Annotated in this window: 24 protein-coding genes; 7 read left to right on the top strand and 17 right to left on the bottom strand. The window is 73.6% G+C overall.

The window, feature by feature from the left end; translation table 11 throughout:
* Positions 1-100: 100 nt before the first annotated feature.
* Complete coding sequence (locus E4P41_RS16775; RefSeq protein ID WP_135142403.1) at positions 101-289, top strand: hypothetical protein; 189 nt, start codon at positions 101-103, stop codon at positions 287-289.
* A 133-nt stretch (positions 290-422) separates the two neighbouring features.
* Positions 423-827 (top strand): hypothetical protein, encoded by a 405-nt coding sequence (locus E4P41_RS16770; protein ID WP_245177424.1) that lies wholly within the window; start codon positions 423-425, stop codon positions 825-827.
* A gap of 37 nt (positions 828-864) precedes the next feature.
* On the opposite strand, the gene E4P41_RS16765 is transcribed toward E4P41_RS16770, so the two are convergent.
* Genes E4P41_RS16765 through upp form a run of 6 tightly spaced genes read right to left on the bottom strand, consistent with a single transcriptional unit; the run spans position 865 to position 3,950 of the window.
* Entirely contained in the window at positions 865-1,281 is a 417-nt protein-coding gene (locus tag E4P41_RS16765; protein WP_167761134.1) for a DUF86 domain-containing protein, read from the bottom strand.
* Positions 1,274-1,657, bottom strand: a complete 384-nt coding sequence (locus E4P41_RS16760; RefSeq protein ID WP_135142401.1) for a nucleotidyltransferase domain-containing protein — start codon at positions 1,655-1,657, stop codon at positions 1,274-1,276. Before E4P41_RS16760 ends, E4P41_RS16765 begins: the two co-directional genes overlap by 8 nt.
* A gap of 59 nt (positions 1,658-1,716) precedes the next feature.
* On the bottom strand, positions 1,717-2,607 hold the full coding sequence (locus tag E4P41_RS16755) for a Gfo/Idh/MocA family oxidoreductase (protein ID WP_135142407.1): 891 nt from the start codon (positions 2,605-2,607) through the stop codon (positions 1,717-1,719).
* 2 nt (positions 2,608-2,609) lie between these two features.
* Entirely contained in the window at positions 2,610-3,029 is a 420-nt protein-coding gene (locus tag E4P41_RS16750; RefSeq protein WP_135142400.1) for a type II toxin-antitoxin system VapC family toxin, read from the bottom strand.
* Positions 3,026-3,286, bottom strand: coding sequence for an Arc family DNA-binding protein (locus tag E4P41_RS16745; protein WP_135142399.1), 261 nt, complete (start codon positions 3,284-3,286; stop codon positions 3,026-3,028). The genes E4P41_RS16750 and E4P41_RS16745 overlap by 4 nt, the downstream gene beginning before the upstream one ends.
* A gap of 40 nt (positions 3,287-3,326) precedes the next feature.
* Complete coding sequence (upp, locus tag E4P41_RS16740; RefSeq protein ID WP_135142398.1) at positions 3,327-3,950, bottom strand: uracil phosphoribosyltransferase; 624 nt, start codon at positions 3,948-3,950, stop codon at positions 3,327-3,329.
* A gap of 115 nt (positions 3,951-4,065) precedes the next feature.
* Here upp and deoC point away from each other — a divergent pair, with 115 nt between their 5' ends.
* From deoC to E4P41_RS16720, 4 genes are all read left to right on the top strand, one after another.
* Positions 4,066-5,061 carry a deoxyribose-phosphate aldolase gene (gene deoC / locus E4P41_RS16735; RefSeq protein WP_245177423.1) on the top strand — a complete coding sequence of 332 codons (996 nt, stop codon included), beginning with the start codon at positions 4,066-4,068 and terminating at the stop codon, positions 5,059-5,061.
* Positions 5,062-5,128: 67 nt separating this feature from the next.
* Positions 5,129-6,574, top strand: coding sequence for an aldehyde dehydrogenase family protein (locus E4P41_RS16730; protein WP_209307763.1), 1,446 nt, complete (start codon positions 5,129-5,131; stop codon positions 6,572-6,574).
* Positions 6,575-6,776: 202 nt separating this feature from the next.
* Positions 6,777-7,646, top strand: coding sequence for an aldehyde dehydrogenase family protein (locus tag E4P41_RS16725; protein WP_245177422.1), 870 nt, complete (start codon positions 6,777-6,779; stop codon positions 7,644-7,646).
* A gap of 160 nt (positions 7,647-7,806) precedes the next feature.
* Positions 7,807-9,261 (top strand): hypothetical protein, encoded by a 1,455-nt coding sequence (locus E4P41_RS16720; protein WP_135142396.1) that lies wholly within the window; start codon positions 7,807-7,809, stop codon positions 9,259-9,261.
* 192 nt (positions 9,262-9,453) lie between these two features.
* Here the strand turns inward: E4P41_RS16720 and E4P41_RS16715 are convergent, their stop codons facing one another.
* The 11 genes from E4P41_RS16715 to E4P41_RS16665 form a co-directional block, all read right to left on the bottom strand.
* A complete protein-coding gene (locus E4P41_RS16715; protein WP_135142395.1) occupies positions 9,454-10,986 on the bottom strand; it encodes a DEAD/DEAH box helicase in 1,533 nt (510 codons plus the stop codon).
* A gap of 212 nt (positions 10,987-11,198) precedes the next feature.
* The gene (locus tag E4P41_RS16710; protein ID WP_135142394.1) at positions 11,199-12,281 is read right to left on the bottom strand and encodes an adenosine deaminase; all 1,083 of its coding nucleotides are present in this window, start codon (positions 12,279-12,281) and stop codon (positions 11,199-11,201) included.
* A gap of 60 nt (positions 12,282-12,341) precedes the next feature.
* Positions 12,342-12,902, bottom strand: a complete 561-nt coding sequence (locus E4P41_RS16705) for a hypothetical protein (protein WP_167761133.1) — start codon at positions 12,900-12,902, stop codon at positions 12,342-12,344.
* Between the two features lie 70 nt (positions 12,903-12,972).
* On the bottom strand, positions 12,973-13,779 hold the full coding sequence (locus E4P41_RS16700) for an ABC transporter permease (protein ID WP_135142392.1): 807 nt from the start codon (positions 13,777-13,779) through the stop codon (positions 12,973-12,975).
* Entirely contained in the window at positions 13,776-14,687 is a 912-nt protein-coding gene (locus E4P41_RS16695; protein ID WP_245177421.1) for an ABC transporter ATP-binding protein, read from the bottom strand. The genes E4P41_RS16700 and E4P41_RS16695 overlap by 4 nt, the downstream gene beginning before the upstream one ends.
* Positions 14,688-14,800: 113 nt before the next feature.
* Positions 14,801-16,081 carry a thymidine phosphorylase gene (locus E4P41_RS16690; RefSeq protein WP_135142391.1) on the bottom strand — a complete coding sequence of 427 codons (1,281 nt, stop codon included), beginning with the start codon at positions 16,079-16,081 and terminating at the stop codon, positions 14,801-14,803.
* Positions 16,078-16,485, bottom strand: coding sequence for a cytidine deaminase (locus E4P41_RS16685; protein WP_135142390.1), 408 nt, complete (start codon positions 16,483-16,485; stop codon positions 16,078-16,080). Before E4P41_RS16685 ends, E4P41_RS16690 begins: the two co-directional genes overlap by 4 nt.
* A complete protein-coding gene (locus E4P41_RS16680) occupies positions 16,485-17,753 on the bottom strand; it encodes an ABC transporter permease (protein WP_245177420.1) in 1,269 nt (422 codons plus the stop codon). Before E4P41_RS16680 ends, E4P41_RS16685 begins: the two co-directional genes overlap by 1 nt.
* Positions 17,754-17,817: 64 nt before the next feature.
* Positions 17,818-19,032: an ABC transporter permease gene (locus E4P41_RS16675; protein ID WP_135142388.1), complete on the bottom strand. Its 1,215-nt coding sequence runs from the start codon at positions 19,030-19,032 to the stop codon at positions 17,818-17,820.
* Entirely contained in the window at positions 19,029-20,606 is a 1,578-nt protein-coding gene (locus tag E4P41_RS16670) for an ABC transporter ATP-binding protein (RefSeq protein WP_135142387.1), read from the bottom strand. The genes E4P41_RS16675 and E4P41_RS16670 overlap by 4 nt, the downstream gene beginning before the upstream one ends.
* 235 nt (positions 20,607-20,841) lie before the next feature.
* Positions 20,842-21,924 (bottom strand): BMP family ABC transporter substrate-binding protein, encoded by a 1,083-nt coding sequence (locus tag E4P41_RS16665; RefSeq protein ID WP_135142386.1) that lies wholly within the window; start codon positions 21,922-21,924, stop codon positions 20,842-20,844.
* 252 nt (positions 21,925-22,176) lie between these two features.
* On the opposite strand from E4P41_RS16665, the gene E4P41_RS16660 reads away from it, so the two are divergent.
* The coding region (locus E4P41_RS16660; RefSeq protein WP_245177419.1) for a D-alanyl-D-alanine carboxypeptidase at positions 22,177-23,285 on the top strand (1,109 nt) is incomplete at its 3' end.

The raw sequence follows: 23,285 nt of genomic DNA, 5'->3' as shown, positions 1-23,285 counted from the left end.
ATAGACCCCGACCGGGTCTCGTTCACCCGCGCCCTGCGTATCGTCCGCCGCACCGCCACCGGAACGGCGGCCTTTTCCCCCTGAGGACTGGACCGGCGCGTTGCCCCGCGTCCACGCCGAGATCACCAGCAAGATCAACCCGCGCCGGCGGCACCGAACCTGCCCCCGTGCGGTCAAGCGCGCCCGGCACAACCAGTACCGGATCAAGAAACCCGGCGAGCCGGCCAGCGTCCGTCACGCCGGCCCGCCCACCGTCCGGCTCTACCCGATCCAGCCCCGCGCCGCATGATCAACTTAGGCTAAGTGGCATTGCACCAGGGACCGCCGTCGGCCAGTGGCTGCCGCTCACCAGGTCTTGCGTCGACATCACGGCGCTGAACCCGCCGCCGTCACCGGGCGAGGTCTACCGCTACTTCCAGACCTTGCCGCTGCCGGACCTCCCCGCCCAGCAGCAGCCACCGGGCAACGCACTGGTCGGCCTGCCGGTCGTCTTCTACACCGACGGCCCGACCACCCAGACCTTCACCGTCGACATCCGCGGCTTCACCGTCGACATCGTCGCCACGGCCACCGGCTTCTCCTGGGACACCGGAGACGGCACCGTCCTCACCAGTACCGACCCCGGCGCCCCGTACCCCGACCACGCGATCAGCCACGACTACCGCAGCGGCACCTACACCGCCTCGCTGACCACCACGTGGAGCGGCACCTTCAGCGTCGACGGCGGCGCCACCGCCGACGTCCCCGGCACCACGACCACCGACGGCCCCCCGGTCACGTTCAGCGTCCTGCAGGCCAGCCCGGTCCTCACCAACCCCTACGACTGAGCAGGGCGAGGCCCGGCACCTCCAGCGTCCACACGTGTCAGCCGGCTGGCACGAAGTGCGCGACAGCGGAAGCGAAGTGGTGGAGGACATCGTGGTCGCCCAGGCGGGCGATCGTGACGCTGTGATCGACATCGGCGTACTGGTGCACCAGGACGTTGCGGAACCCGACAGCAGCCGCCATCTCCTCTGCGACGTCCGTGGCCAGAATGCCGTGCCGCGCGAGCATCCGCATGCTCTCCGCATTGCTGTGCGGTGGTCCCCAACCCTCGGAGGAGGAGAGGTGCTGGGCGATGTCGATGCATGCCTCGATGGCGTTGACGAAGGTGAACTCGACCCCGGCCAGCCACATCGGATCCGACCGACGCTCGTCGGAAGCTTTCGACTCACGTTCCAACGTTGCCAACGCGCGAGTGAGCGCCTGCAACAGCCGGCGGACACGAATAGGATCAACCACGGCGCAGCATTTCCAGGAACTCGCGGTGGCCGCGGTCGAGGCGCGGTCTCTCGTCGGCGTAGATCTTGCGCGTCGTGGCCAGCCAGCGGACCCGGGCCGGCGGGTCGTCGTCGAAGAGCAACACCCCCTCCATCGACACACGCCCAGCCAGTTCGAGCGGAGCGTCGTCGAGCACCATCAGGTCCACCTCCGGCGGCAAGTGGACCTCGAAGGACGCCGGCGCACCTGAGCCCCACCAGGCGGCGACGTCGAGGTCGGAATCCGGACGATGCGTGCCCCGGGCCCGGCTGCCGTGCACGAACGCGAACCGTGCGCCGGCCCGGCGGAGCGCACCGATCACCTCCGCGCGCGGCGGGCTCCCGACCTCGTCGAACACGCGGCCAGTGTCGCATCCGGGCAGGCCCAGCAGTGTCCCTCTCAGACGGAACCGCGGGGTCAGTAGCCGACCGGCTCCCGGCAGTCGGACTCGAGCGCGCGGGCGGCCGTCGCCAGGACCGCGACCACGTCCCGCGCGAAGCCGACGTCGCAGGGGTGCGTCCCGCCGGTCACCGCCGCCGCGTCCAGCTCGTCGATCGCGGTCGAGAAGGACTCGACCGGACTCTCGGTGTCCGGCAGCAGCACCAGCCGGCCGGCGTCCCCGTGCACGAAGAACTCGATGCCGGTCGACATCGGCGCGACGGTGTGCGACAGCGTCACCGTCGATGCCACACCGGGGGTGGCGTGCTGCAGCACCAGGTGCACGGTGTCCCCGGCGCCGCCCCCGGCCTGGACCGAGACCACCGGGCCGAGCGCCGGGACGAGCAGCGAGAGCGCGTGCGGGCCGATGTCCCACAGCGCGCCGTGCCGCCGGCGCCAGGCCGAGTCGAACGGGCTGCCGGCCAGCGCGCTCAGCCACGAGCCCGCGCCTCCGGCCAGACGGGTACGGGCGGCCTGCGTGAGCCAGGTCGACGTCCCGGCCTGGAAGCGGAAGGTGAAGAACACGACCGAGGCGACCCCCGCCGAGCGCACCGCCGCGACCACCCGGTCGGCCTCCGCCAGTGAGAGCCCGATCGGCTTCTCCAGCAGCAGGTGCTTGCCGGCGGCCGCGGCCTGCTCGGCCAGCCCGACCTGCACCGACGGGGGGACGGCAACGGCCACGGCGTCGACCTGGTCGAGCAGCGCGGCCAGGTCGACGTGGCCGGGGACGTCGAACTCCGCGCCGACCGCCTTGGCCTTGGCCAGGTCGCGGCCCCACACCCCGACCAGTTCGGCGGACGGGTGCGACGCCAGTGCGGCTGCGTGGACGGTCCGCGCCCAGTGGCCGGTGCCGAGCACCCCGAAGCGCATCGTCACGCCGTCCAAGGGTTGATCAGTCGCAGATCGAGATCCGTGAAGTCGCGGGGGTTCCTCGTCGCGAGGGCCGCGCCGTGGTGCAGGCAGATGGCGGCGATCTGCGCGTCTGCGATCTCGATCGGCCGTCCCAGCCGCTCACGGTGCGCGAACAGGGACCCGTAGGGCCGGGCAGCAGCTTCATCGAAGGGCAGGAACTGTTCAGGTGAGAAGCTGGCCAGGGCAGATGCCACCGCCGCCTCGAGCGCAGTTCTACGGCGGCCCTCCGGCAGCCGCGAGACACCGTAGACGAGTTCTCCGACCGAGACCGCGGTCAGGAACCGCTCGGCCGAAGGAACGGACCTCGCCCATCGCACGACCGCGGTCGCCGGAACATCTCGGATGAGCTCGGACACGACGTTGGTATCGAGGACGATCACTCGCCGAAGTCCACGTACCGGGGCCTACCGGTGCGAGGAGGGATCACCAGTTCGTCAGGCTCGACACCGCCGATCTCCAGAAAGGGAGCACGGAGGCGATCGACCCACCCGTAGTCGTGTTCGGGCTCGGGATCGGCCACGGCAGCGGCGAGGATCTCCCGCACCTCGGCCTCCATCGATCGGCCGTGCTCAGCCGCTCGCACCCGCAGCTTGTCGCGGATGCCGTCGTCCAGGTCCCGGATCGTCAGCGTCGCCATGTCAGCCTCCTCAGATGCGGCCTGACAGCAACGCTAGCAGTCAGACCGCGCCGAACTGGCGATCCCCGGCGTCCCCGAGGCCCGGGACGATGTAGGCCTTCTCGTTGAGCCCCTCGTCGACCGAGGCGGTGAACACCCGCAGCGGCAGGCCGCTCTCCTCGAGCCGGCGCAGCCCCTCCGGGGCGGCCAGCGCGCACAGCACGGTGATCGAGGTGGTGCCGCGCTCGGTCAGCAGGCCGCAGCAGTGCACCAGCGACCCCCCGGTGGCGAGCATCGGGTCGAGGACGAACACCTCCCGGTCGACCAGCGACTCCGGCAGCGACGCCATGTACGCCTCCGGCTGGAAGGTCACCTCGTTCCGGGCCAGCCCGACGAAGCCCATCTGCGACTCCGGCAGCATCCCGTGCGCGGTGTCGGCCATGCCCAACCCGGCGCGCAGCACCGGCACGATGAGCGGCGGCGCGGCCAGCCGGTAGCCGGTGGTGCCGGTGACCGGGGTGGTGATCGACTCCTCGGCGACGGGCAGATCGCGGGTGGCCTCGTAGACCAGCATCTGGGTCAGCTCCGCCAGCGCCGCGCGGAAGGCCGCGCTGTCGGTCCGCTCGTCCCGCATGCGGGTCAGACGGGCACGGGCGAGCGGGTGGTCGACGACGGTGAGCTGCACGCGGGCCACCGTAGCGGCCTGCTCAGGGGGAACCCGTCGCCCCGGAGCCGCGGCCGTTCCATCCGCACGGGTGTGCGGGGACGGGAGCTGCACCGGCGCAGGGAAGAATGCCCGCATGACCCACGCGCTCGACCCCGACGCGCCGGCGGCGGAGATCCCGCCGCGGCGCGAGCCCCTGGCGCCGTACCGCGACGTGACCCGCTCCGACGCCGCCTTCCGGGCCTACCTGCACGGGCTGCCGGGGGTCGACCAGGTCGGCGCCGAGGCGCGCACCGCCGTCCTCGGCACCCGGTCGATCAAGACCACCGCCAAGGCCTGGGCGATCGACACCGCGATCGCGATGGTCGACCTCACGACGCTCGAGGGCGCCGACACCCCCGGCAAGGTCCGCAGCCTGGCCGCCAAGGCGCGCCGTCCCGACCCCACCGACCCGAGCTGCCCACCGGTCGCCGCCGTCTGCGTCTACGGCGACCTGGCCGGCGTGGCCGAGGCGGCCCTGGCCGGCACCGGCATCTCCGTCGCCGCCGTCGCCACCGCGTTCCCCAGCGGCCGCGCCAGCCGGGCGGTCAAGCTCGCCGACGTACGGGACGCCGTGGCCAACGGTGCCGACGAGATCGACATGGTCATCGACCGCGGCGCCTTCCTCGCCGGCCGCTACCTCGACGTCTACGACGAGATCGTGGCCGTGAAGGAGGCCTGCGGGGACGCGCACCTCAAGGTCATCCTCGAGACCGGCGAGCTGGTCACCCTCGACAACGTCCGCCGCGCCTCCTGGCTGGCGATGCTCGCCGGCGGGGACTTCATCAAGACCTCCACCGGCAAGATCTCCCCCGCGGCGACCCTGCCGGTCTGCCTGGTGATGCTGGAGGCGGTCCGCGACTTCCGCGCCGCCACCGGCCGCCAGGTCGGCGTCAAGCCCGCCGGCGGCATCCGGACGACGAAGGACGCGATCAGGCACCTCGTGCTGGTGAACGAGGTCGCCGGCCCCGACTGGCTCTCCCCCGACCGGTTCCGCCTCGGCGCCTCCAGCCTGCTGGGCGACCTCCTCCTGCAGCGGCAGAAACTGCGCACCGGCCATTACTCAGGGCCCGACCACGTGAGCGTCGACTGATGGCCGGGCCTGCGGTCCCGGCCGTCCCCCACCCCTCCGCCCCCGACCACGTGAGCGTCGACTGACCATGACACGACTGTTCGAGTACGCCCCCGCCCCCGAGTCACGCTCGATCGTCGACGTCGCGCCGTCCTACGGCCTGTTCGTCGACGGCGAGTTCGTCGACGGCTCCGGCGCGCCCTTCAAGACGATCAACCCGGCCACCGAGGAGGTCCTCTCCGAAGTCGCCACCGGCACGGCAGAGGACGTCGACCGCGCCGTCCGCGCCGCCCGCCGCGCGTTCACCCGCCTCTGGGGCCCGATGCGCCCCGCCGACCGCGGCAAGTACCTGTTCCGCATCGCCCGGCTGCTGCAGGAGCGGGCGCGGGAGTTCGCCGTCCTGGAGTCGCTGGACAACGGCAAGCCGATCCGGGAGTCCCGCGACGTCGACGTCCCCCTGGCCGCGGCGCACTTCCTCTACCACGCGGGCTGGGCCGACAAGCTGGACTGGGCGGGCCTCGGCCCCGGCCCGAAGCCGCTGGGCGTGGCCGGGCAGGTCATCCCGTGGAACTTCCCGCTGCTGATGCTCGCGTGGAAGGTCGCCCCCGCGCTGGCCACCGGCAACACCGTCGTCCTCAAGCCGGCCGAGACCACCCCGCTGACCGCGCTGCTGTTCGCGGAGGTCTGCCGCCAGGCGGACCTGCCGCCGGGCGTGGTCAACATCGTGACCGGCGCCGGCGACACCGGCCGCGCGGTGGTCGGGCACGCGGACGTCGACAAGGTCGCCTTCACCGGGTCGACCGAGGTGGGCCGCTCCATTGCCCGGGCCGTCGCCGGCACCCGCAAGAAGCTGACCCTCGAGCTCGGCGGCAAGGCGGCCAACATCGTCTTCGACGACGCCCCGATCGACCAGGCCGTCGAGGGGATCGTGCAGGGCATCTTCTTCAACCAGGGCCACGTGTGCTGCGCCGGCAGCCGGCTGCTGGTCCAGGAGAACGTCCACGACGAGGTGATCGCCTCGTTGCAGCGGCGGATCGGCACCCTGCGCCTGGGCGACCCGCTGGACAAGAACACCGACATCGGGGCGATCAACTCGCACCTGCAGCTGGAGCGGATCCGACAGCTCGCAGACATCGGCGAGGCCGAGGGCGCCAACCGCTGGCAGCCGGCCTGCGACCTGCCCGAACGCGGATTCTGGTTCCCGCCGACGGTGTTCACCGACGTCTCCCCCGCGCACCGCATCGCCCGGGACGAGGTGTTCGGCCCGGTGCTGAGCGTCCTCACCTTCCGGACGCCGGACGAGGCGGTCGCCAAGGCCAACAACACCACCTACGGGCTCTCGGCCGGGATCTGGACCGAGAAGGGCTCCCGGATCCTCGCCATCGCCGACCGGCTGCGCGCCGGCGTGGTGTGGGCCAATTGCTTCAACGAGTTCGACCCGACGTCGCCCTTCGGCGGCTACAAGCAGTCCGGCTACGGCCGCGAGGGCGGGCGGCACGGGCTCGCCGCGTACCTGAAGGGAGCTACGGAGTGACGCACAGCGTGGTGTGGACCGGCCGCCGGGCCCTGGTCCCCTGCAGGGTCCCGCCGCGAGCTCGCGAGCGGTGGGGAGCAGGGGGTCCTTCTACCGACCGGGACACGGGCGGGGCTCGGCGCAACCGAGGAACGGCACCTGGACGCGGGGTCGTCCGGAGGACGACGACGTCATGGCCGCGGTCGGAGTCCGGAGGACGACGGTGAGCACCGACCGTCTCGCCGTCCGCAAGACCTACAAGCTCTACGTGAACGGCGCCTTCCCTCGCTCGGAGTCCGGCCGCATCTACGAGGTCACCGACGCCAAGGGTGCTTTCCTCGCCAACGCCGCATGGGCCTCCCGCAAGGACGCCCGGGACGCCGTCGTCGCAGCCCGCGCCGCCTCCGCGAAGTGGTCGGGCGCCACCGCCTACAACCGCGGCCAGGTCCTCTACCGGGTCGCCGAGGTGATGGAGGGCCGGCACGCGCAGTTCTGCGATGAGGTCGCCGCCGGCGAGGGCCTGTCGTCGTCGAAGGCGCGGGCCGCCGTCGACGCCGCGATCGACCGCTGGGTCTGGTATGCCGGGTGGACCGACAAGCTCGGCGCCGTCCTCGGCGGCTCCAACCCGGTCGCCGGCCCGTACTTCGACTTCTCCGTACCCGAGCCCACCGGCGTCGTCGCCATCCTGGCGCCGCAGCGGTCGTCGCTGCTCGGGCTGGTCAGCGTGCTGGCGCCGGTGCTGGCCGGTGGCAGCACCGCCGTCGTCGTGACGTCGAAGGCCCGCCCGCTGCCCGCCGTCACCCTCGGCGAGGTCCTGGCGACCAGCGACGTCCCGGGCGGAGTGGTCAACGTGCTCACGGGGGACGCCGGTGAGATCGGCCCGTGGCTGGCCGAGCACGACGACGTCGACGGGATCGACCTGACCGGCGCCCCGGCCGGGCAGGCCATGGAGCTCGAGCGCCTGGCCGCGGGCGGCATCAAGCGGGTCGTGCGCCCGCCGGCCGAGGAGCCGGACTGGTCGGCCGACCCGGGACTGTCGCGGCTGACGCCCTTCCTGGAGACCAAGACCGTCTGGCACCCGATGGGCCTGTAGGAGACCCCCTTCCCGGCCCCCTGGTAGAAGGAGCGTCCCCTGCCCCGAGCTCCCCGCAGACTCTGGGCACGTCAGACAGCGGCCGGTGAGGAGCCGTTCCAGCACGAGGACCCCGCAACCTGCGGGTGCGGACTCCGGGGGACCGGGCAGGATGGGGCCCGTGGCTCGGCCCAGCATCGTCCCCATCGCCCTCACCGTCGACGACCGCACCGGTTTCACCCTGTGGGCCCCGCCCTGGGAGGAGGACGGCGAGGAGTGGCAGGCATTCCTCGGTACGTCCGAGGACGACCGGGCCATCGTCCACCTCTTCCCGACCCCCTCGGCGCTGGCCGCCTTCTGCCGCTCCCGCGCCGACCACGACCTCGCCGACCACCCCGTCTGGCCGGTCGTGGCCGGGCTGGGCGGGGCCGACCTGACACCCGACGACGACCACCGCTACGACCTCGACGGCGTCTACGACATCGCCGCGGAGAACCCCGACCGGTGGGCGGTCGAGGAGCTCGCGGCCACGATCGACATCGTCACCCGGCTGGCCGAGTGCCTCGACACCGAGGACGACACCGGCGAGGACGTCGACGACGAGCTGACCGACGAGGACGACGACCGCAACGTCGATGCCGATGTCGACCTGGAGCGCCGGTCGGCCGCCGACGTGACGCGCGGCGGGGAGTTCGGCGCGCTGGCCGAGCTGGTCGCCCGGCCGGAGATCGGCTCTCTGGGGCTCGGCGTGGAGGCGTTCATCGGCCGCTCCGGCGAGGACGCCTGGGGAGGCGTCGGCGCGGCCCTCGACGACCTGTGGGAGGACGTCCTCGAGGAGCTGGGCGCCCACCTGGACTGGACCGGCGGCGGCACGGCGAACCTCGACGACTACCCCCCGGCCGCCGAGGACGACGAGGAGACCGACGAGGCGGACGTCGAGGACGACGACATGAAGGGCACCGCCCCGGTGGCGCGGCCGGCCGGCGGGGCCACCACGGCCTCGGCGACGGCCCCGGCTGCGCCCGGCGTGAGCACCATCGCCCGCCTGGGCCGGGTCAGCGCGTCGCCGTCCGAGGTGGCCGAGGCCGCCGAGTTCTGGGAGGCCGTCGGCATCCTCCCCGTGGAGGTCGTCGTGCCCGAGGGCGCCGGCGTGACGCTCCGCTGTTACGTCGACGACCGGGCCCGCTTCCTCGGCCGGGACGGCGAGGTCTTCCTGTTCCCCTCCCCCGCCGACCTCGCCCGCTTCTGCGCCGGCGACGAGGACCACGACCTCACCGAGATCGCCTCCTGGCCGGAGGTGGCCGACACCGACGCCCCGCCGCTGCCGGCCGAGCAGGACCGCTACGACCTCACCGAGCTCACGGCCGTGCTCGCCGAGGTGGCCGACGGCGCCGCCGGGCTGGTCGACCACCGAGCCCTCGCCCAGCCGGTCGAGGGGGTGCGCGACGTCGCCGAGTACGCCGGGCTGGCCCGCGTCGACGAGCTGCTGCAGCCGGGTGCGCCGCTGGGGCGGGCGGTCGCCCGCGGCGAGCGTCAGCCGGACGCCCCGCTGCGCGCCGAGGACGCCGCGGCGCTGCGTCCGGCCTGGGACGAGGTCGTCACCGCGGTGAGCGGGGCGCTCGTCTTCCGAGACTGAGGGCGGGGCCGGGACGGGGCTCGATCCCGGTCAGCCCGAGTTGATCATGGGGTTGTGGCCGAGGGACATGCCGGCGGGCGCGTGTCCACCTCCACAAACCCCATGATCAACGGGGGACGAGGTGCCCCCGCGCCGAACGGCAGCGGCCGGCCCCGGGGAACCGGGACCGGCCGCTGCCGTACGGGTCGGTGATCAGTCGGTGATGGGCCGACGCCCCTGACCGCGGTACTGGCTGGGACGACGGTCCCCGCCACCGCGGCGCTCGCCCGAGCCGGAGCGCTCGCCGTACGACCGCTCGCCGTTCCCGCGGGAACGCTCACCGTAGGAGCGCTCGCCGAACGCCGGACGGTCGCCGTCCCGCCGCGGCCGGTCCCCGTGGGGACGACGCGGCCGGTCGCCGTCGCGGCGCGGACGCTCCCCCTCACGGCGGGGACGCCGGCCACCCGGTCCACCGGAAGGGCGCCGCGACTCGCGCACCGGGCGCTCCACCGGCTCGACGTGCACGCCGCTGGCGACGAGCTCGGCGATCGGGGCGTCGCCCGGACGGATCCGGCTGACGACCGGCTCCACCTTGGCCTGGCGAAAGCGGCGCTTGGCCTGGCCCACCTGGTCGGGCAGCAGCAGCGAGACGACCACACCACCGGCACCGGCGCGGGCGGTGCGGCCCGAGCGGTGCAGGTAGGTCTTGTGGTCGGCCGGCGGGTCGTAGTGGAGCACCAGCGAGACGTCGTCCACGTGGATGCCGCGGGCGGCGACGTCGGTGGCGACGAGCACCGGGCTGCGGGCGTCGGTGAACGCCTCCAGGGCCCGGCGACGGGCGCCCTGCGGCAACCCGCCGTGGATCGCCTCGGCCTTGATGCCGGCGGCCTGCAGGTTGCCGGCGAGCCGGTCGGCACCGAGCTGGGTACGAACGAAGACCAGTGTGCGGCCCGGCCGGGCGGCCAGCTGCTCGGTCACCGGCACCTTGTCGCGGAAGGCGACGCTGTAGGCTAGGTGCTCGGCCGGTGGAGCGTCGTCCCCGGGACGCTTGACCTCGTGCCGGGCCGGGTCCTTCAGGTAGCGGCGGACCAGGGTGTCGACCTCGCCGTCCAGCGTGGCCGAGAACAGCAGCCGCTGGGCGTCGGGGCGGGTCTGGTCGAGCAGCTCCTGCACGACCGGCAGGAAGCCGAGGTCGGACATGAAGTCGGCCTCGTCGATCACGGTGACCTCGACCTCGTCGAGGGTCGCCTCGCCCTGGCCGATGAGGTCCTGGAGCCGGCCGGGAGTGGCGATGATCGCGTCCACGCCACGGCGTAGCTGCTGGATCTGGCGGTACATCGAGGCGCCGCCGTACACGGTGGTCAGCTGCACGCCGATCGACTGACCCAGCGGCGACAGGTTGTCGTACACCTGCTGGGCGAGCTCGCGGGTCGGCACGAGGATCAGGCCGCGCGGGGCACGGCGGCCACGGCGGACGTCGGCACCGAGACGGGCGAGCAGCGGCAGGCCGAAGGCCAGCGTCTTGCCCGAGCCGGTGGCGGCCTTGCCCAGCACGTCGCGCCGGGCGAGGGCGTCGGGCAGGGCGGAGGCCTGGATGGCGAACGGGTGCCGGATGCCGCGCCGCTCCAGGGCGGTCACCAGCGGCTGGGGCAGGCCCAGCCGGGCGAAGGTCGGGCCTGCGGGGACCTCGACCTCGGAGGCGGTCTCAGGGATGGTCTGGACGTCGACAGTGTCGAACGTGGTCATGCGGGTGTGGGACTCCGATGCTTCTCGGGCGCGTCCCGTGGTGGTGCGCGGACACCGTGGACCGGCGTCCTCACTGGCGATCACTGACGTCAGGAGACGCTGTGGATCTGCACGGATGCGCTCATGCCCGGACGGACCGTCCGGGAGGATGACCGGCGAGTGCCGGTCCACCCAGGTTAGCAGCGCAGGTCGCCTCGGTATTCCGCCAGTGATCAGGCTCGCAGCGCCGCGTACCCGGGCCGGACGACGTCGGTCAGCAGCCGGGCCCGCTCCGCCTCGGGCACGAACGCGGCGGTCAGCGCCCGCTCGGTCACCGCCTGGACGTCGTCCCAGCCCCAATCGAAGGTGGCGGCCACGTCGGCGATCTCGCTGGTCGCCGAGACGCCGCTCATCAGCCGGTTGTCGGTGTTGAGGGTGACCGCGAAGCCCAGCCGGTGCAGCCGGCCGACCGGGTGCTCGGCCAGCGCGGGGTAGGCGCCGGTCTGCACGTTGGACGACGGCGCGACCTCGAGCGGCACCTGCTGGTCGAGCACCCGTTGCGCCACCGGGCCCAGGGTCCCGTCGTCGGCCACCTCGTCGGCGACGCGCACCCCGTGGCCGAGCCGCTCGGCACGCGCGCCGTCCAGCGCTGCGACGATGCTGTCGATGCCGGCCGCCTCGCCGGCGTGCACGGTGCGGTGCGCCCCGGCCCGGTCCAGCAGCGCGATCGCCGGGGGGTGCCGGTCCGGGGGGAAACCGATCTCCGGGCCGGCCAGGTCGAAGCCGACCACCCCGGCGTCGCGGTGCCGGACCACCAGCCGGGCCACCTCGTTCCAGCGGTCGTTCTGGCGCATGGCGCACAGCAGCGTGCCGACGGTGATCGGCGTGCCCGCCGCGGTGGCCTCCGCGCTGCCCTTCGCGAAGCCGTCGAGAATCGCCTCGACGGCCTCCTCGATCGGCATGGCCGGGGTCAGCAGCTCCGGGGCCATGCGCACCTCGGCGTACACGACGCCGTCGGCGGCCAGGTCGAGGGCGCACTCGCGGGCCACCCGGTTGACCGCCTCGGGGCGCTGCATCACCGCGACGGTGTGGGTGAAGGTCTCCAGGTACCGCACCAGCGAGCCGGAGTCGGCGGCCTCGCGGAACCAGCGGCCCAGCGCGTCGGCGTCGTCCGTCGGCAGGTCCCGGTAGCCCACCTCGTCGGCGAGCTCGAGCACCGTCTGCGGCCGCAGCCCGCCGTCCAGGTGGTCGTGCAGCAGCACCTTCGGCGCGCGTCGGATCGAGTCGACATTGAGCGGCGCGGACACGGGACACATCTTCGTCGTCTGTCCGGACGCTACTGCGACCAGGTGCCGACCGGGGCGCACGGCAAGACCTCAGAACCAGGGCCAGAAGCCCACGGCCAGGAGACCGACGGTCGATACGGCCAGCAAGGACCAGGCGCGGCCGGCCGCGGACGGTTGACGCTCGCGACCTCGCCCCTTCCCGGAGCGCTTCTCCATCCGCCACACGCGCCACCGTCGCGCCCCGATCTCCGCGAACGTCACGACATTCGCCATGAGGACGGCCGTGAGGAGTGCGCCCAGGAAGGAGACCGCCACCAACTCCGGGACGTTGCCGACCAACGTCGACGCGACCTCCTCCGAGGCTCCCGGCGAAGGCGCGCCGATCAAGGCGATCCAACGCTCCTGCTGGGACACGAGCGAGAGCAGGACGCCTCCGAGCGCGCAGACGAGCCCGAAGAAGATCGTGGCGAGGTTCGCGTTCAATGCCACAGCCTCGCCGGACTCGGGCTTCGCGGCCTCGCCGGACCCGCCGGGCTCGCCCTTCGCGGCCGTGCCCGACCGAAAGTCCGGGTCAGCCCGCAACTGCAGGTACACCCAGCCTGGCACCCCCACGAGAGCAAGGATGGCGAGAGCGGTCAGTGAGTCGGGCATGCGTGTCTTGTCGGCGCCGCGTGGTCCTGACTCGAGGAGTGGCCCGCTGATCGCCGGGTGTGCAGCTGCCTCAGTCGCTACCGCGGTCCTGCCAGCGGAAGGTCAGCGCGCACAGGACCAGGCCCACGACGCACCAGAGGCCGAGCACCAGCGCGACGGTGCCGAGCTCCCACGACCCGGCCGGCTCGTGAGCGGCGAGCGCGTCCGAGAGGAACACCGACCGCAGGCCCTGCGCCAGCCACTTCACCGGGAACACGGCGGCGACGTCCTGGAGCCAGCCGGGCACCTGGTCGAAGGGCAGGAAGACCCCGGAGATGAACTCGAGCACCAGCGCGATGGGGGTGACCGTCGCCGACGCCGAGCGCCCGTTGCGGGCCAGCGTCGAGACCGCGATGCCCAGCAGCGTGCAGGCCGCCGCGCCGAGCACCGACACCCAGGCGAAGGTCAGCCACTCGGTCCCCGACGGCAGGTCGATGCCGTACACCAGCACGCCGACCAGCAGCAGCAGCGCGATGGTCGCGACCGCGACGGCGAGCACCTGCACCACCTTGCCGACGAAGTAGGCGCTGGCGGGCATCGGCGTGCCGGCCAGGCTCTTGAGCGTCCCGTCGGAGCGCTCCCCGGCGATGTGGATCGCCATGTTCTGCAGGCTGGCGCCGACGATCCCGGCGGTGATCACCCCGGCCATGAAGTACTGGGGGAAGTCCACCCCGGCGCCGAGGTCGTAGTCGAGCACCGCGCCCAGGGCCAGCAGCAGGATCACCGGAAAAGCGAGGGTGAAGACCACCGACTCGCGCTGGCGGAAGAACTCCTTGAGCTCGACGCCGGCGCGGGTCAGGTACACCCGGCGGAACGACGGCAGTGCGGGGGCGGTCACGAGTGGTCCCCGATCATCTTCAGGTAGACGTCCTCGAGCGTGGGCCGGCTGACCGCCAGGTCGGGCACCTCGCCGGGGAACCGGGCGGCCAGCTCCCGCACGAACGCGGTCGGCGTGGCGGTCTCGGCGGTGCGCCGGACGCCGCCCTCGGTCCAGCTGACGACGGCGGGTGCGGTGCCGCGCCCCCCCAGCGCGGTCGGGACGGCGACCTCGGCGAGCTGGCCGCGGGCGATGACGCCGACCCGGTCGGCCAGCGCCTCGGCCTCGTCCAGGTAGTGCGTGGTCAGCAGCATGGTCGTGCCCAGGTCGCGCAGCGAGCGGATCAGCGCCCAGAACTGCCGCCGCGCCTCGGGGTCGAAGCCGGTGGTCGGCTCGTCGAGGAACAGCAGCCGCGGCCGCCCGACGATGCCGAGGGCGACGTCGAGCCTTCGGCGCTGCCCGCCGGAGAGGCTGCGCCCCCGGGCCCCGGCCTTGTCGGTGAGGCCGACCAGCTCCAGCACCTCGTCCGGGTCGCGCGGCTCGGCGTAGTACGACGCCCGCGCCTTCAACAGCTCGCGCACCGACAGCTGGCTGTCCCCCGCGCCCGACTGCAGCACGATGCCCAGCTGCGCCTTCCAGCGCCGTCCGCCCCTCGCCGGGTCGACGCCCAGCACGCGCACCGCGCCGCCGTCCCGGCGCCGGTAGCCCTCCAGCACCTCGACCGTCGTGGTCTTGCCCGCGCCGTTGGGACCCAGCAGCGCGAAGATCTCCCCGCGGCGGATGTCGAGGTCCAGGCCGTCGACGGCGGCCCGGTCGCCGTAGCGCTTGACCAGGCCGCGGATCGAGATCGCGGCGTCCGGGTCCAGCGGCTCCCTCCCGGGTACCGCCCCGAGCTCGCGAGGGGTGGGGAGGAGGGAGTCCTTCTGCACGAGGTCACAGTCTCCACCGTCGGAGCCGGCCGCCGGTCGCCCCCTCCCGGCGATCATGGCGCCGTGACCACCTCCGGGGCGTCCGGGGCGGTCACAGCGCCATGATCGCGAGGTCAGGAGACGGTGATGCGGTCCAGGAGCAGCGGGAGCGGCTCGTCGGCGGTGTCGACGCCGATCGCGCCCTCGAGCGTCTCCAGAGCCCGCGGGATGCGCGCGGGGTCGTCGGTGTGCAGCTCCAGCAGCGGCTGCCCGGCCACGACCTGCTCGCCCACCCCCGCGGTCCACGTGACGCCCGCCGCCGCCGACACCGGATCCTCCTTGCGTGCCCGCCCGGCGCCCAGCCGCCAGGCCGCGACGCCGACGGCGTAGGCGTCGAGCCGGGTCAGCGTGCCGGTGGCCGGGGCGGTCACCACGTGCTTCTCCGCCGGCTGGGGCAGCGGCGCGTCGGGGTCGCCGCCCTGTGCCGCGATCATCCGCCGCCAGACGTCCATGGCCCGGCCGTCGCGCAGCGCGTCGGCCGGGTCGACGTCGGAGCGCCCCGCACCGGCCAGCATCTCCCGGGCCAGCGCCAGGGTCAGCTCGACGACGTCGGCCGGGCCGCCTCCGGCGAGCACCTCCACCGACTCGGCGACCTCGACGGCGTTGCCCGCGGCGCGGCCCAGCGGCCGGTCCATCGCGGTCACCAGCGCCACCGTGCGCACCCCGGCCGCCTCGCCGAGGCCCACCATCGTGCGGGCCAGCTCGCGGGAGGCCTCGGGGTCCTTCATGAAGGCACCCGAGCCGGTCTTCACGTCGAGCACCAGCGCGTCGGCGCCCTCGGCGATCTTCTTGCTCATGACTGAGCTGGCGATCAGCGGGATCGACTCGACGGTGCCGGTGACGTCGCGCAGCGCGTAGAGCCTCCTGTCCGCGGGCGCCAGGTCGCTGCCGGCCGCGCAGATCACCGCGCCCACCTCGCGCAGCTGCGCCAGGTAGGCCTCCTCGTGGACGTCGGCCCGCCAGCCCGGGATGGCCTCCAGCTTGTCCAGCGTGCCGCCGGTGTGGCCCAGCCCACGGCCGGACAGCTGCGGCACGGCCACCCCGCAGGCGGCGACCAGCGGCGCGAGCGGCAGCGTGATCTTGTCGCCGACCCCGCCGGTGGAGTGCTTGTCCGCGGTCGGGCGGCCGAGCGCGGAGAGGTCCTTGCGCTCGCCCGAGTCGATCATCGCCCGGGTCCAGACGGCCAGCTCCTCGGGCACCATCCCGCGGAAGAACACCGCCATGAGCAGCGCGCTGACCTGCTCGTCGGGCACCTCGCCACGGGTGTAGGCGCCGATCACCCAGCGGATCTGCTCGGCCGAGAGCCGGCCGCCGTCCCGCTTCGTGCGGATGACGTCGATCGCGTCGAAGGTCACCTGCCCGCCGCCTTCAGCAGGTCCTCCGGGCCGAACGCATCGGGCAGCACCTCGCGCATCGGCACGATGCCGAGCGAGACCGTCTCGATAAGCATCTCCGGCCCGCCGTGCTCCCACAGCAGCTGCCGGCACCGGCCGCACGGCATGAGCGGCTGCCCGTCGCCACCGACGCAGGCGACGGCGACCAGCCGGCCGCCGCCGGTGCGGGCGAGGTCGCTGACCATCCCGCACTCGGCGCACAGGCCCAGCCCGTAGGAGGCGTTCTCCACGTTGCAGCCGGTGACCACCCGGCCGTCGTCCACCAGCCCGGCCACGCCCACGGGGAACCGGGAGTACGGCGCGTAGGCGTGCGTCATCGCCTCGCGGGCCGCCGCGCGCAACCGACCCCAGGCCTCGTCGTCCACTAGTGCTCTCCTCGTCGGTAGACCAACCCGTCGGCCTTGGGCATCCGCAGGCGTTGGGAGGCGAGCGACAGCACCAGGAGCGTGGTCAGGTGCGGGGTGAAGAAGACGATGCCCTCGGGCAGCTCGTCGATGGTGAGGAAGCCGACCAGCCCCGCGGCGGCGAAGGCACCGGCGACCACCGCCTGCAGGAGCCTCCGCCGCACCGCCTGGACCACCGCCACGCCCGCGAGCAGGACGGCGACGAGCAGCAGCAGCGCCACCACCGCGGTCTGGCTGCGCAGCTGCAGGGCGTCGGCGAAGCCGAACAGCCCTGCGCCGGCCGCCAGCCCGCCGGGCCGCCAGTTGCCGAAGATGAGCGCGGCCAGTCCGATGAACCCGCGGCCGCCGGTCTGGCCCTCGCGGTAGATGCCGGCGACGAACACCAGGAAGACGCCGCCGAGTCCGGCCAGCGCGCCGGAGACGATGACCGCGAGGTACTTGAGCCGGTAGACCGGCACGCCGAGGGAGTCCGCCGCCGCCGGGTTCTCACCACACGAGCGCAGCCGCAGGCCGAACGCGGTGCGCCACAGCAGCAGGTAGGACACCGGGACGAGCAGCACCGCCAGCAGGGTCAGCAGGCCGACGCCGCTGGTCACGCCCCGCAGCAGGCCGGCCAGGTCGCTCGCCAGGAACCAGTTCTGCCGCTCGAGGTCGCCGAGCAGGTCCGGTCCCGAGGACAGCAGCGGTAGCGAGAGGGCCGGCGGGTCGCTGGCCAGGGCCGGCGACTGGGTCGGGCCGCCCCCGGTGTCCTCGGTGAACACCAGCTCGGAGAGGAAGCGGACGACGCCTCCCGCGAGGATGTTGATCGCCACGCCGGAGACCACGTGGTCGACACCGAAGGTGACCGTGGCGACCGCGTGCAGCAGGCCGCCGGCCGCGCCGAACACCAGGCCGCCGATGACCGCGCCGACCCAGCCCCACTGCCAGCCGGCCCAGCCGGCCCCCCAGGTTCCGAGGATCATCATCCCCTCGAGGCCGATGTTGACCACGCCCGCGCGCTCGGACCACAGCCCGCCGAGGGCCGCCAGACCGATCGGGACGGCCAGCAGCAGCGCCGCGGAGAGGGTCGACGACGAGGTGAGCTCCTGCTCTCCCGAGACGAGCCGGACCAGGGAGAAGAGGAACCACAGGCCGACGACCAGCCAGAGGATCCGCCGGGTCCGGCCGCCGCCGGTCAGCAGGTCGGTGAGCGGGCCACGGCTGGGCTGCCCGCTGCGGGTCGGTGCCATGGTGCTCATACCGGGACCCCCGCGGGGACGTGGAGCGCCGACGGAGCGCTTCGGTGGGGTTGGTTCATGCCTGCACGTCCTCAGGGGTGCCGGGGACGCCGGTGCGGACCCGCCGGCCGCCGTCGGGGCTGTCGCCGGGCGGCGCGCCGCCTCCCGCGCCGTCGTCGGCCGGACCCGAGCCGGCGGCGGCGCCCGCCCGCTCGGCCGAGCGCAGCGCCAGGCGGCGGGCGATCTCGTTGGCGATGACGACGGCGAGCACGATCGTCCCCTGGATGATCGTGACCACCGAGGCGGGGATGTCGGCGAACTGCAGGGGCAGCGCCGCCCGGTCGAGGAAGGCGAACAGCAGCGCTGCCAGCGCGATGCCCAGCGGGGTGCTGCGCCCGAGCAGGGCGACGGCGATGCCGAGGAAGCCCAGCCCGGCGGTGAACTCGGTGCCGTAGTCGAACTGCTCGCCGAGCAGGTCGGGCAGGCCGATCAGCCCGGCGATGGCGCCGGAGATCAGCATCGTCTTCACGACCATGCCGCGGGCGTCGACGCCGCTGGCGGTCGCGGCCGACGGCGACAGGCCGGTGGCCCGCAGGTCGAACCCGAACCGGGTGCGCTCGAGCAGCACGGCGACGACGACGCCGACCACGACGGCGACCGGCAGGAAGCCGTAGAGACTGCTGCGCGGCTCGGCCAGGCCGAACGCGGTGAGCAGCCCGTTGAGGCCGGGCACCCGGCCGGACTCGGGGATCTCGCTGGTCGTGACGATGGAGGCCCCCGGCGGACTCCCCCGCAGCGGGCCGGTCAGCAGGAACGACGCCAGGCCCAGCGCGATGAAGTTCAGCATGATCGAGCTGATGACCTCGCTGACGCCGCGGGTCACCTTGAGCACGCCGACGATGCCGGCCCACAGCGCCCCGACTCCCATCGCGACGACGATCACCAGCAGCACGTGCAGCGGGCCGGGGAGCACCACGGCCGCCCCGACCGCAGCGGCCAGGATGGTGGCCAGCCGGTACTGGCCCTCGACGCCGATGTTGAACAGGCCCATCCGGAAGGCGACCGCCACGGCGAGGCCGGCCAGGAACAGCGGCACGGCCCGGTTGAGGATGACGACGATCGACTGCACCTGCTGCGCCGGGCTGTCGCCGAGGTCGACCATGACCGAGAACGCCTCGATCGGGTCCTGCCCGATGAGGGCGATGACCAGCGCGGAGATGACCAGCGCGACGAGGACGGCGAGCAGCGGGCCGAAGAGCGACAGCCCCACCCGGCGGACGACGGCACTCATGCAGCACCCGCCGTCGTCCGTGCCCCGGTCATGTGCCCGCCCAGCTCCTCGGGGGTCACCCGCCGCGGGTCGAGCGTGGCGACCAGCCGGCCGCGCAGCATGACGTGCAGCGTGTCGGACAGCCCGATCAGCTCGTCGAGGTCGGCGGAGACCAGCACGATGCCCAGGCCCTCGGCGCGGGCGTCCTTGAGCAGCTCCCAGATCACCGACTGGGCGCCGACGTCCACACCGCGGGTCGGATGGGCGGCGACCAGCAGCCGGGGGCGGGCGCTCATCTCGCGCCCGACGATCAGCTTCTGCTGGTTGCCGCCGGAGAGCGCGACGGCGAGGGTGTCCGGCCCGGGGGCGCGGACGTCGTACTCGCGCATGATGCGGGCGGTGTCGGCGCGGGCGCCGCGACGGTCGATGAAGGGGCCCTTGACCGCCGGCGGGCGGGTCTGGTGACCGAGGATGCGGTTCTCCCACAGCGGCGCGTCGAGCAGCATGCCCTGGCGGTGCCGGTCCTCGGGGATGAAGCCGACGCCGCTCTCCCGTCGGGCCCGGGTGCTCCAGCCGGTGACGTCCTCGTCGCCGAGGAGCACCGCCCCCGCGGCCAGCGGACGCAGCCCCATGACCGCGTCGACGAGCTCGGCCTGGCCGTTGCCCTCGACGCCGGCGATCCCGACGACCTCGCCCTCGCGCACGGTGAGCGTGACGTCGTCCACCACCGGGCGCCGTCCGCTGTCGGTCACCGTGACGCCGGCCAGCCGCAGCACCGGGGTCTCGCGCACGGTCGAGCTGCGGATCTCCGGCGAGGGCAGCTCGGCGCCGACCATCAGCTCGGCGAGCTGCTTGACCGTCGTCGTCCGCGGGTCGGCCGTCCCCACCGTGGTGCCGCGGCGGATGACGGTGATCGAGTCGGCGACCCGGCGCACCTCGTCGAGCTTGTGCGAGATGAAGATGACCGTCAGGCCCTCCCGTTTGAGCTCGGCGAGGTTGGCGAACAGCTCGTCGACCTCCTGCGGCACGAGGACGGCGGTCGGCTCGTCCAGGATCAGCGTCCGGGCGTTGCGGTAGAGCACCTTGGCGATCTCCACCCGCTGGCGGTCGCCGACGCCGAGATCCTCCACGAGCGCATCGGCCCGCAGCCCCAGCGAGTAGCGGTCGGAGATCTCGGCGATCCGACGCCGGGCCTCGGCCAGGTCCAGCCGGCCGCGGCGGGTCGGCTCGCTGCCCAGGACGACGTTCTCCAGGACGGTGAAGTTGTCGGCCAGCATGAAGTGCTGGTGCACCATGCCGATCCCGGCGGCGATCGCGTCGGCCGGGCTGCGGAAGTGCACCTCCCGGCCGTCGACCAGGACCTGTCCCTCGTCGGGTCGGTGCTCGCCGTAGAGGGTCTTCATCAGCGTCGACTTGCCCGCGCCGTTCTCCCCGACGACGGCGTGCACCTCGCCGCGGCGGACCCGCAGCTCGATGTCCCTGTTCGCCACCACACCCGGGAAGCGCTTGGTGATCCCGCGCAGCTCCACGGCGAGGGGGACGTCGCCCGTCGCCGCCGCACCGCGCCCGTCCGCTGACCGGTCTCCAGAGGCCATGTCGGCATCTCCTCGCTGTGGACCCGCCGGTGGGCGGGAGGTCACTGGATGGCGCCGGTGGGCGCCGATCAGCCGCTCCGCCGGGGTCTCGGGGCCCCGGGGGCCGTGGGCATGATGCCGCACCCACGGCGGCTGCAGGAGGCAGGGCGGGCCCGGAGCGGCGCGGGCCCGGGCGTTCGCCGCCCGGGCCCGCGTCGCAGGGGTACTCAGCCGTGCGGATGCACCCGCACGGGCGTCACTCGATCGTCGTCGGGACCTCGATGGTGCCGTCGATGATCTGCTGCTCGTACTGCTCGAGCTCGTCCTGGATGTCGTCGATGAAGCCGCCCGACGTGGCCAGGCCGACGCCTCCGGTGGAGAGGTCGTTGAGCCGGTCGGTCGCGCCCTCGACGGTGCCCTCGCAGTAGTCGGTGATGAACTGCTCCACCGCGTTGTCGACCCGCTTGAGCATCGAGGTCATGATCACCGCCTGCAGGGCGGGGTCGCTGACCGTCAGGTACTGGTCGGAGTCCACGCCGATCGCCCGGGCGCCGGAGTCGGCCGCGGCCTGGAAGACGCCCAGACCCGAACCGCCCGCGGCGTGGTAGACGATGTCGGCCCCGGCGTCGTACATGCCCTGGGCCACGATCTGGCCGCGGGCCGGGTCGCTGAACCCGGAGAAGTCACCGGCCGGCGAGATGTACTGGCGGTCGATGATGATGTCCGGGTTCACGGCCCGGGCACCGGCGACGTAGCCGGCCTCGAACTTCTCGATCAGCGGGCTCTCCACGCCGCCGACGAAACCGATGTGGTCGGTCTCGGTCTTCAGTGCGGCCGCGACGCCGGCCAGGAAGGAACCCTCCTCCTCGGCGAAGATCAGCCCCGTGACGTTCTCACCCTTGCTGCCGTCCGCGTTCGAGCCGTCGACCTGCGCGAAGGTGGTCTCCGGGAACTGCGGGGCCACCTCGCCGATGACCTCGTCGTAGGCGAAGCCGACCGCGATCACCGGGTCGAAGCCCTGCTCGGCCAGCTGGGTGAGCAGCTGGTCGCGGTTGGAGGCGTCGTCGTTGGGGCTGAGCTCCTGCAGGTCGCCACCCAGGGCGTCGGTGGCCGCCGCGGCGCCGGTGTAGGCCGAGTCGTTGAACGACCGGTCGCCACGGCCGCCCTCGTCGTAGGCCAGGCCGACCTGCAGCTCCTCGCAGCTGGCGCCACCGCCGTCGCCACCAGCGGCGGCATCGGTGTCGGGTTCGTCGCTGGCACAGGCCGCCAGCGCCATGCTGCCGGCCAGCAGCAACGCCACGGCCTGGGCGCTGGCCTTCATCCTCCGCGCTCGGCGCAAGACGATCTCCTCTCTGGGGGGACGGACGCACGGACCCGGCGGTCCGTCCCGGTGGGTCGGGGTGCGCGTGGCGGGCCGGCGGGCACCGGTCTCCGCAGCACGCGACCAGCGCACGCTAGCCGCGCCCGGCGGCTGCGCCGATCCCTGCGCCGGAGACCGAGATGCGATCGTTGCGAAGGCCGCGGCCGCCGGCGGGATTCGCCATGCGCGTCCGCGGAGGAGCCGCGGCGGGACCCGGGCTGGCGTGCGCCCATGCCGAGACGGCCGGCGGTGCACGTTGCCGGCGCGCTGCTGGCGGCGGGATTGCTGCTCGGCGGCGCCGGGCCGGCCCTGGCGGAGGAGGTCCGGCCCACCGCCGACCCGTCGGCGCCCACACCGACCGCGCCTCTGCCGGGCGGTCCGCCCCAGGGCAGCGGGCCCGGCGACGTTCCCGTGGGCGGGAGCGGACTGGACACCCGCGGCACGGTCGGGGTCGAGGGAGCTCCCCCACTGCCGGACGGGATCGCCGCGGCCGGCCGGCTGGTGGCCGACGCGGGCAGCGGCGCGGTGCTGGCCACGCGCGATCCGCACGGCCGGTACTACCCGGCGAGCACGCTGAAGATGTTGACGCTGCTGACCCTGCTGCCGCTGCTGGACCCCGCGGCCGTCGTCGAGGGCACGGTCGAGGACGAGGCGGTGGCGGGCAGCCGGGTCGGCCTGGTCGCCGGCGGGCGCTACCCGGTGGCCCTGCTGTTCCAGGCGCTGGGGATGCAGTCGGGCAACGACGCGGCCAACGCCCTGGCCCGCGCGGCGGGCGGCACGGACCTCACGGTGCGGGCCATGAACGAGACGGCGGCCGCGATCGGTGCCTTGACACCGTCGCGGGGACGCCGTCGGGGCTGGACGTGGCCGGCCAGTCCTCCTCCCCCTACGACCTCGCGCTGGTCTTCCGCCGGTTGGTCGAGGACCCGCGCGCGGTGGCGCTCCTGCAGACGTCGACCGCACAGATGCCCCCCGGTCGAGGGCCGCTCCCCCGGCTTCCAGATCCAGAACCAGAACCCGCTGGCCGGCACGCCCGGCAACCTCGGCGGCAAGACCGGCTTCACCGACGCCGCCCGGCACACCTTCGTCACCGCCGCCGAGCGCGACGGACGGCGTCTGGTGGTCAGCGTGATGGGCACCGAGAACGTGCCGCTGCGCGCCGCCGACCAGGCCGCCCGGCTGCTCGACCGGGGCTTCACCGTCCCCGCCGGGCGAGGCGACCATCCCGGCCCCGCCGGGCGAGGCGACCATCCCGACCACCCGGGCCGGCTCGTCGACTCCGCCGCCGACGTCCCGCCACCGTCGCCGCCCGCGCCGCTGCCGGCGGTCGCGCCCGGGGT

The sequence above is a fragment of the Geodermatophilus sp. DF01-2 genome (assembly GCF_004571065.1).
Taxonomy (GTDB): domain Bacteria; phylum Actinomycetota; class Actinomycetes; order Mycobacteriales; family Geodermatophilaceae; genus Geodermatophilus.
Note: the sequence above shows the minus strand (reverse complement) of the source record. Positions and strands in the feature narration are given on the sequence as shown.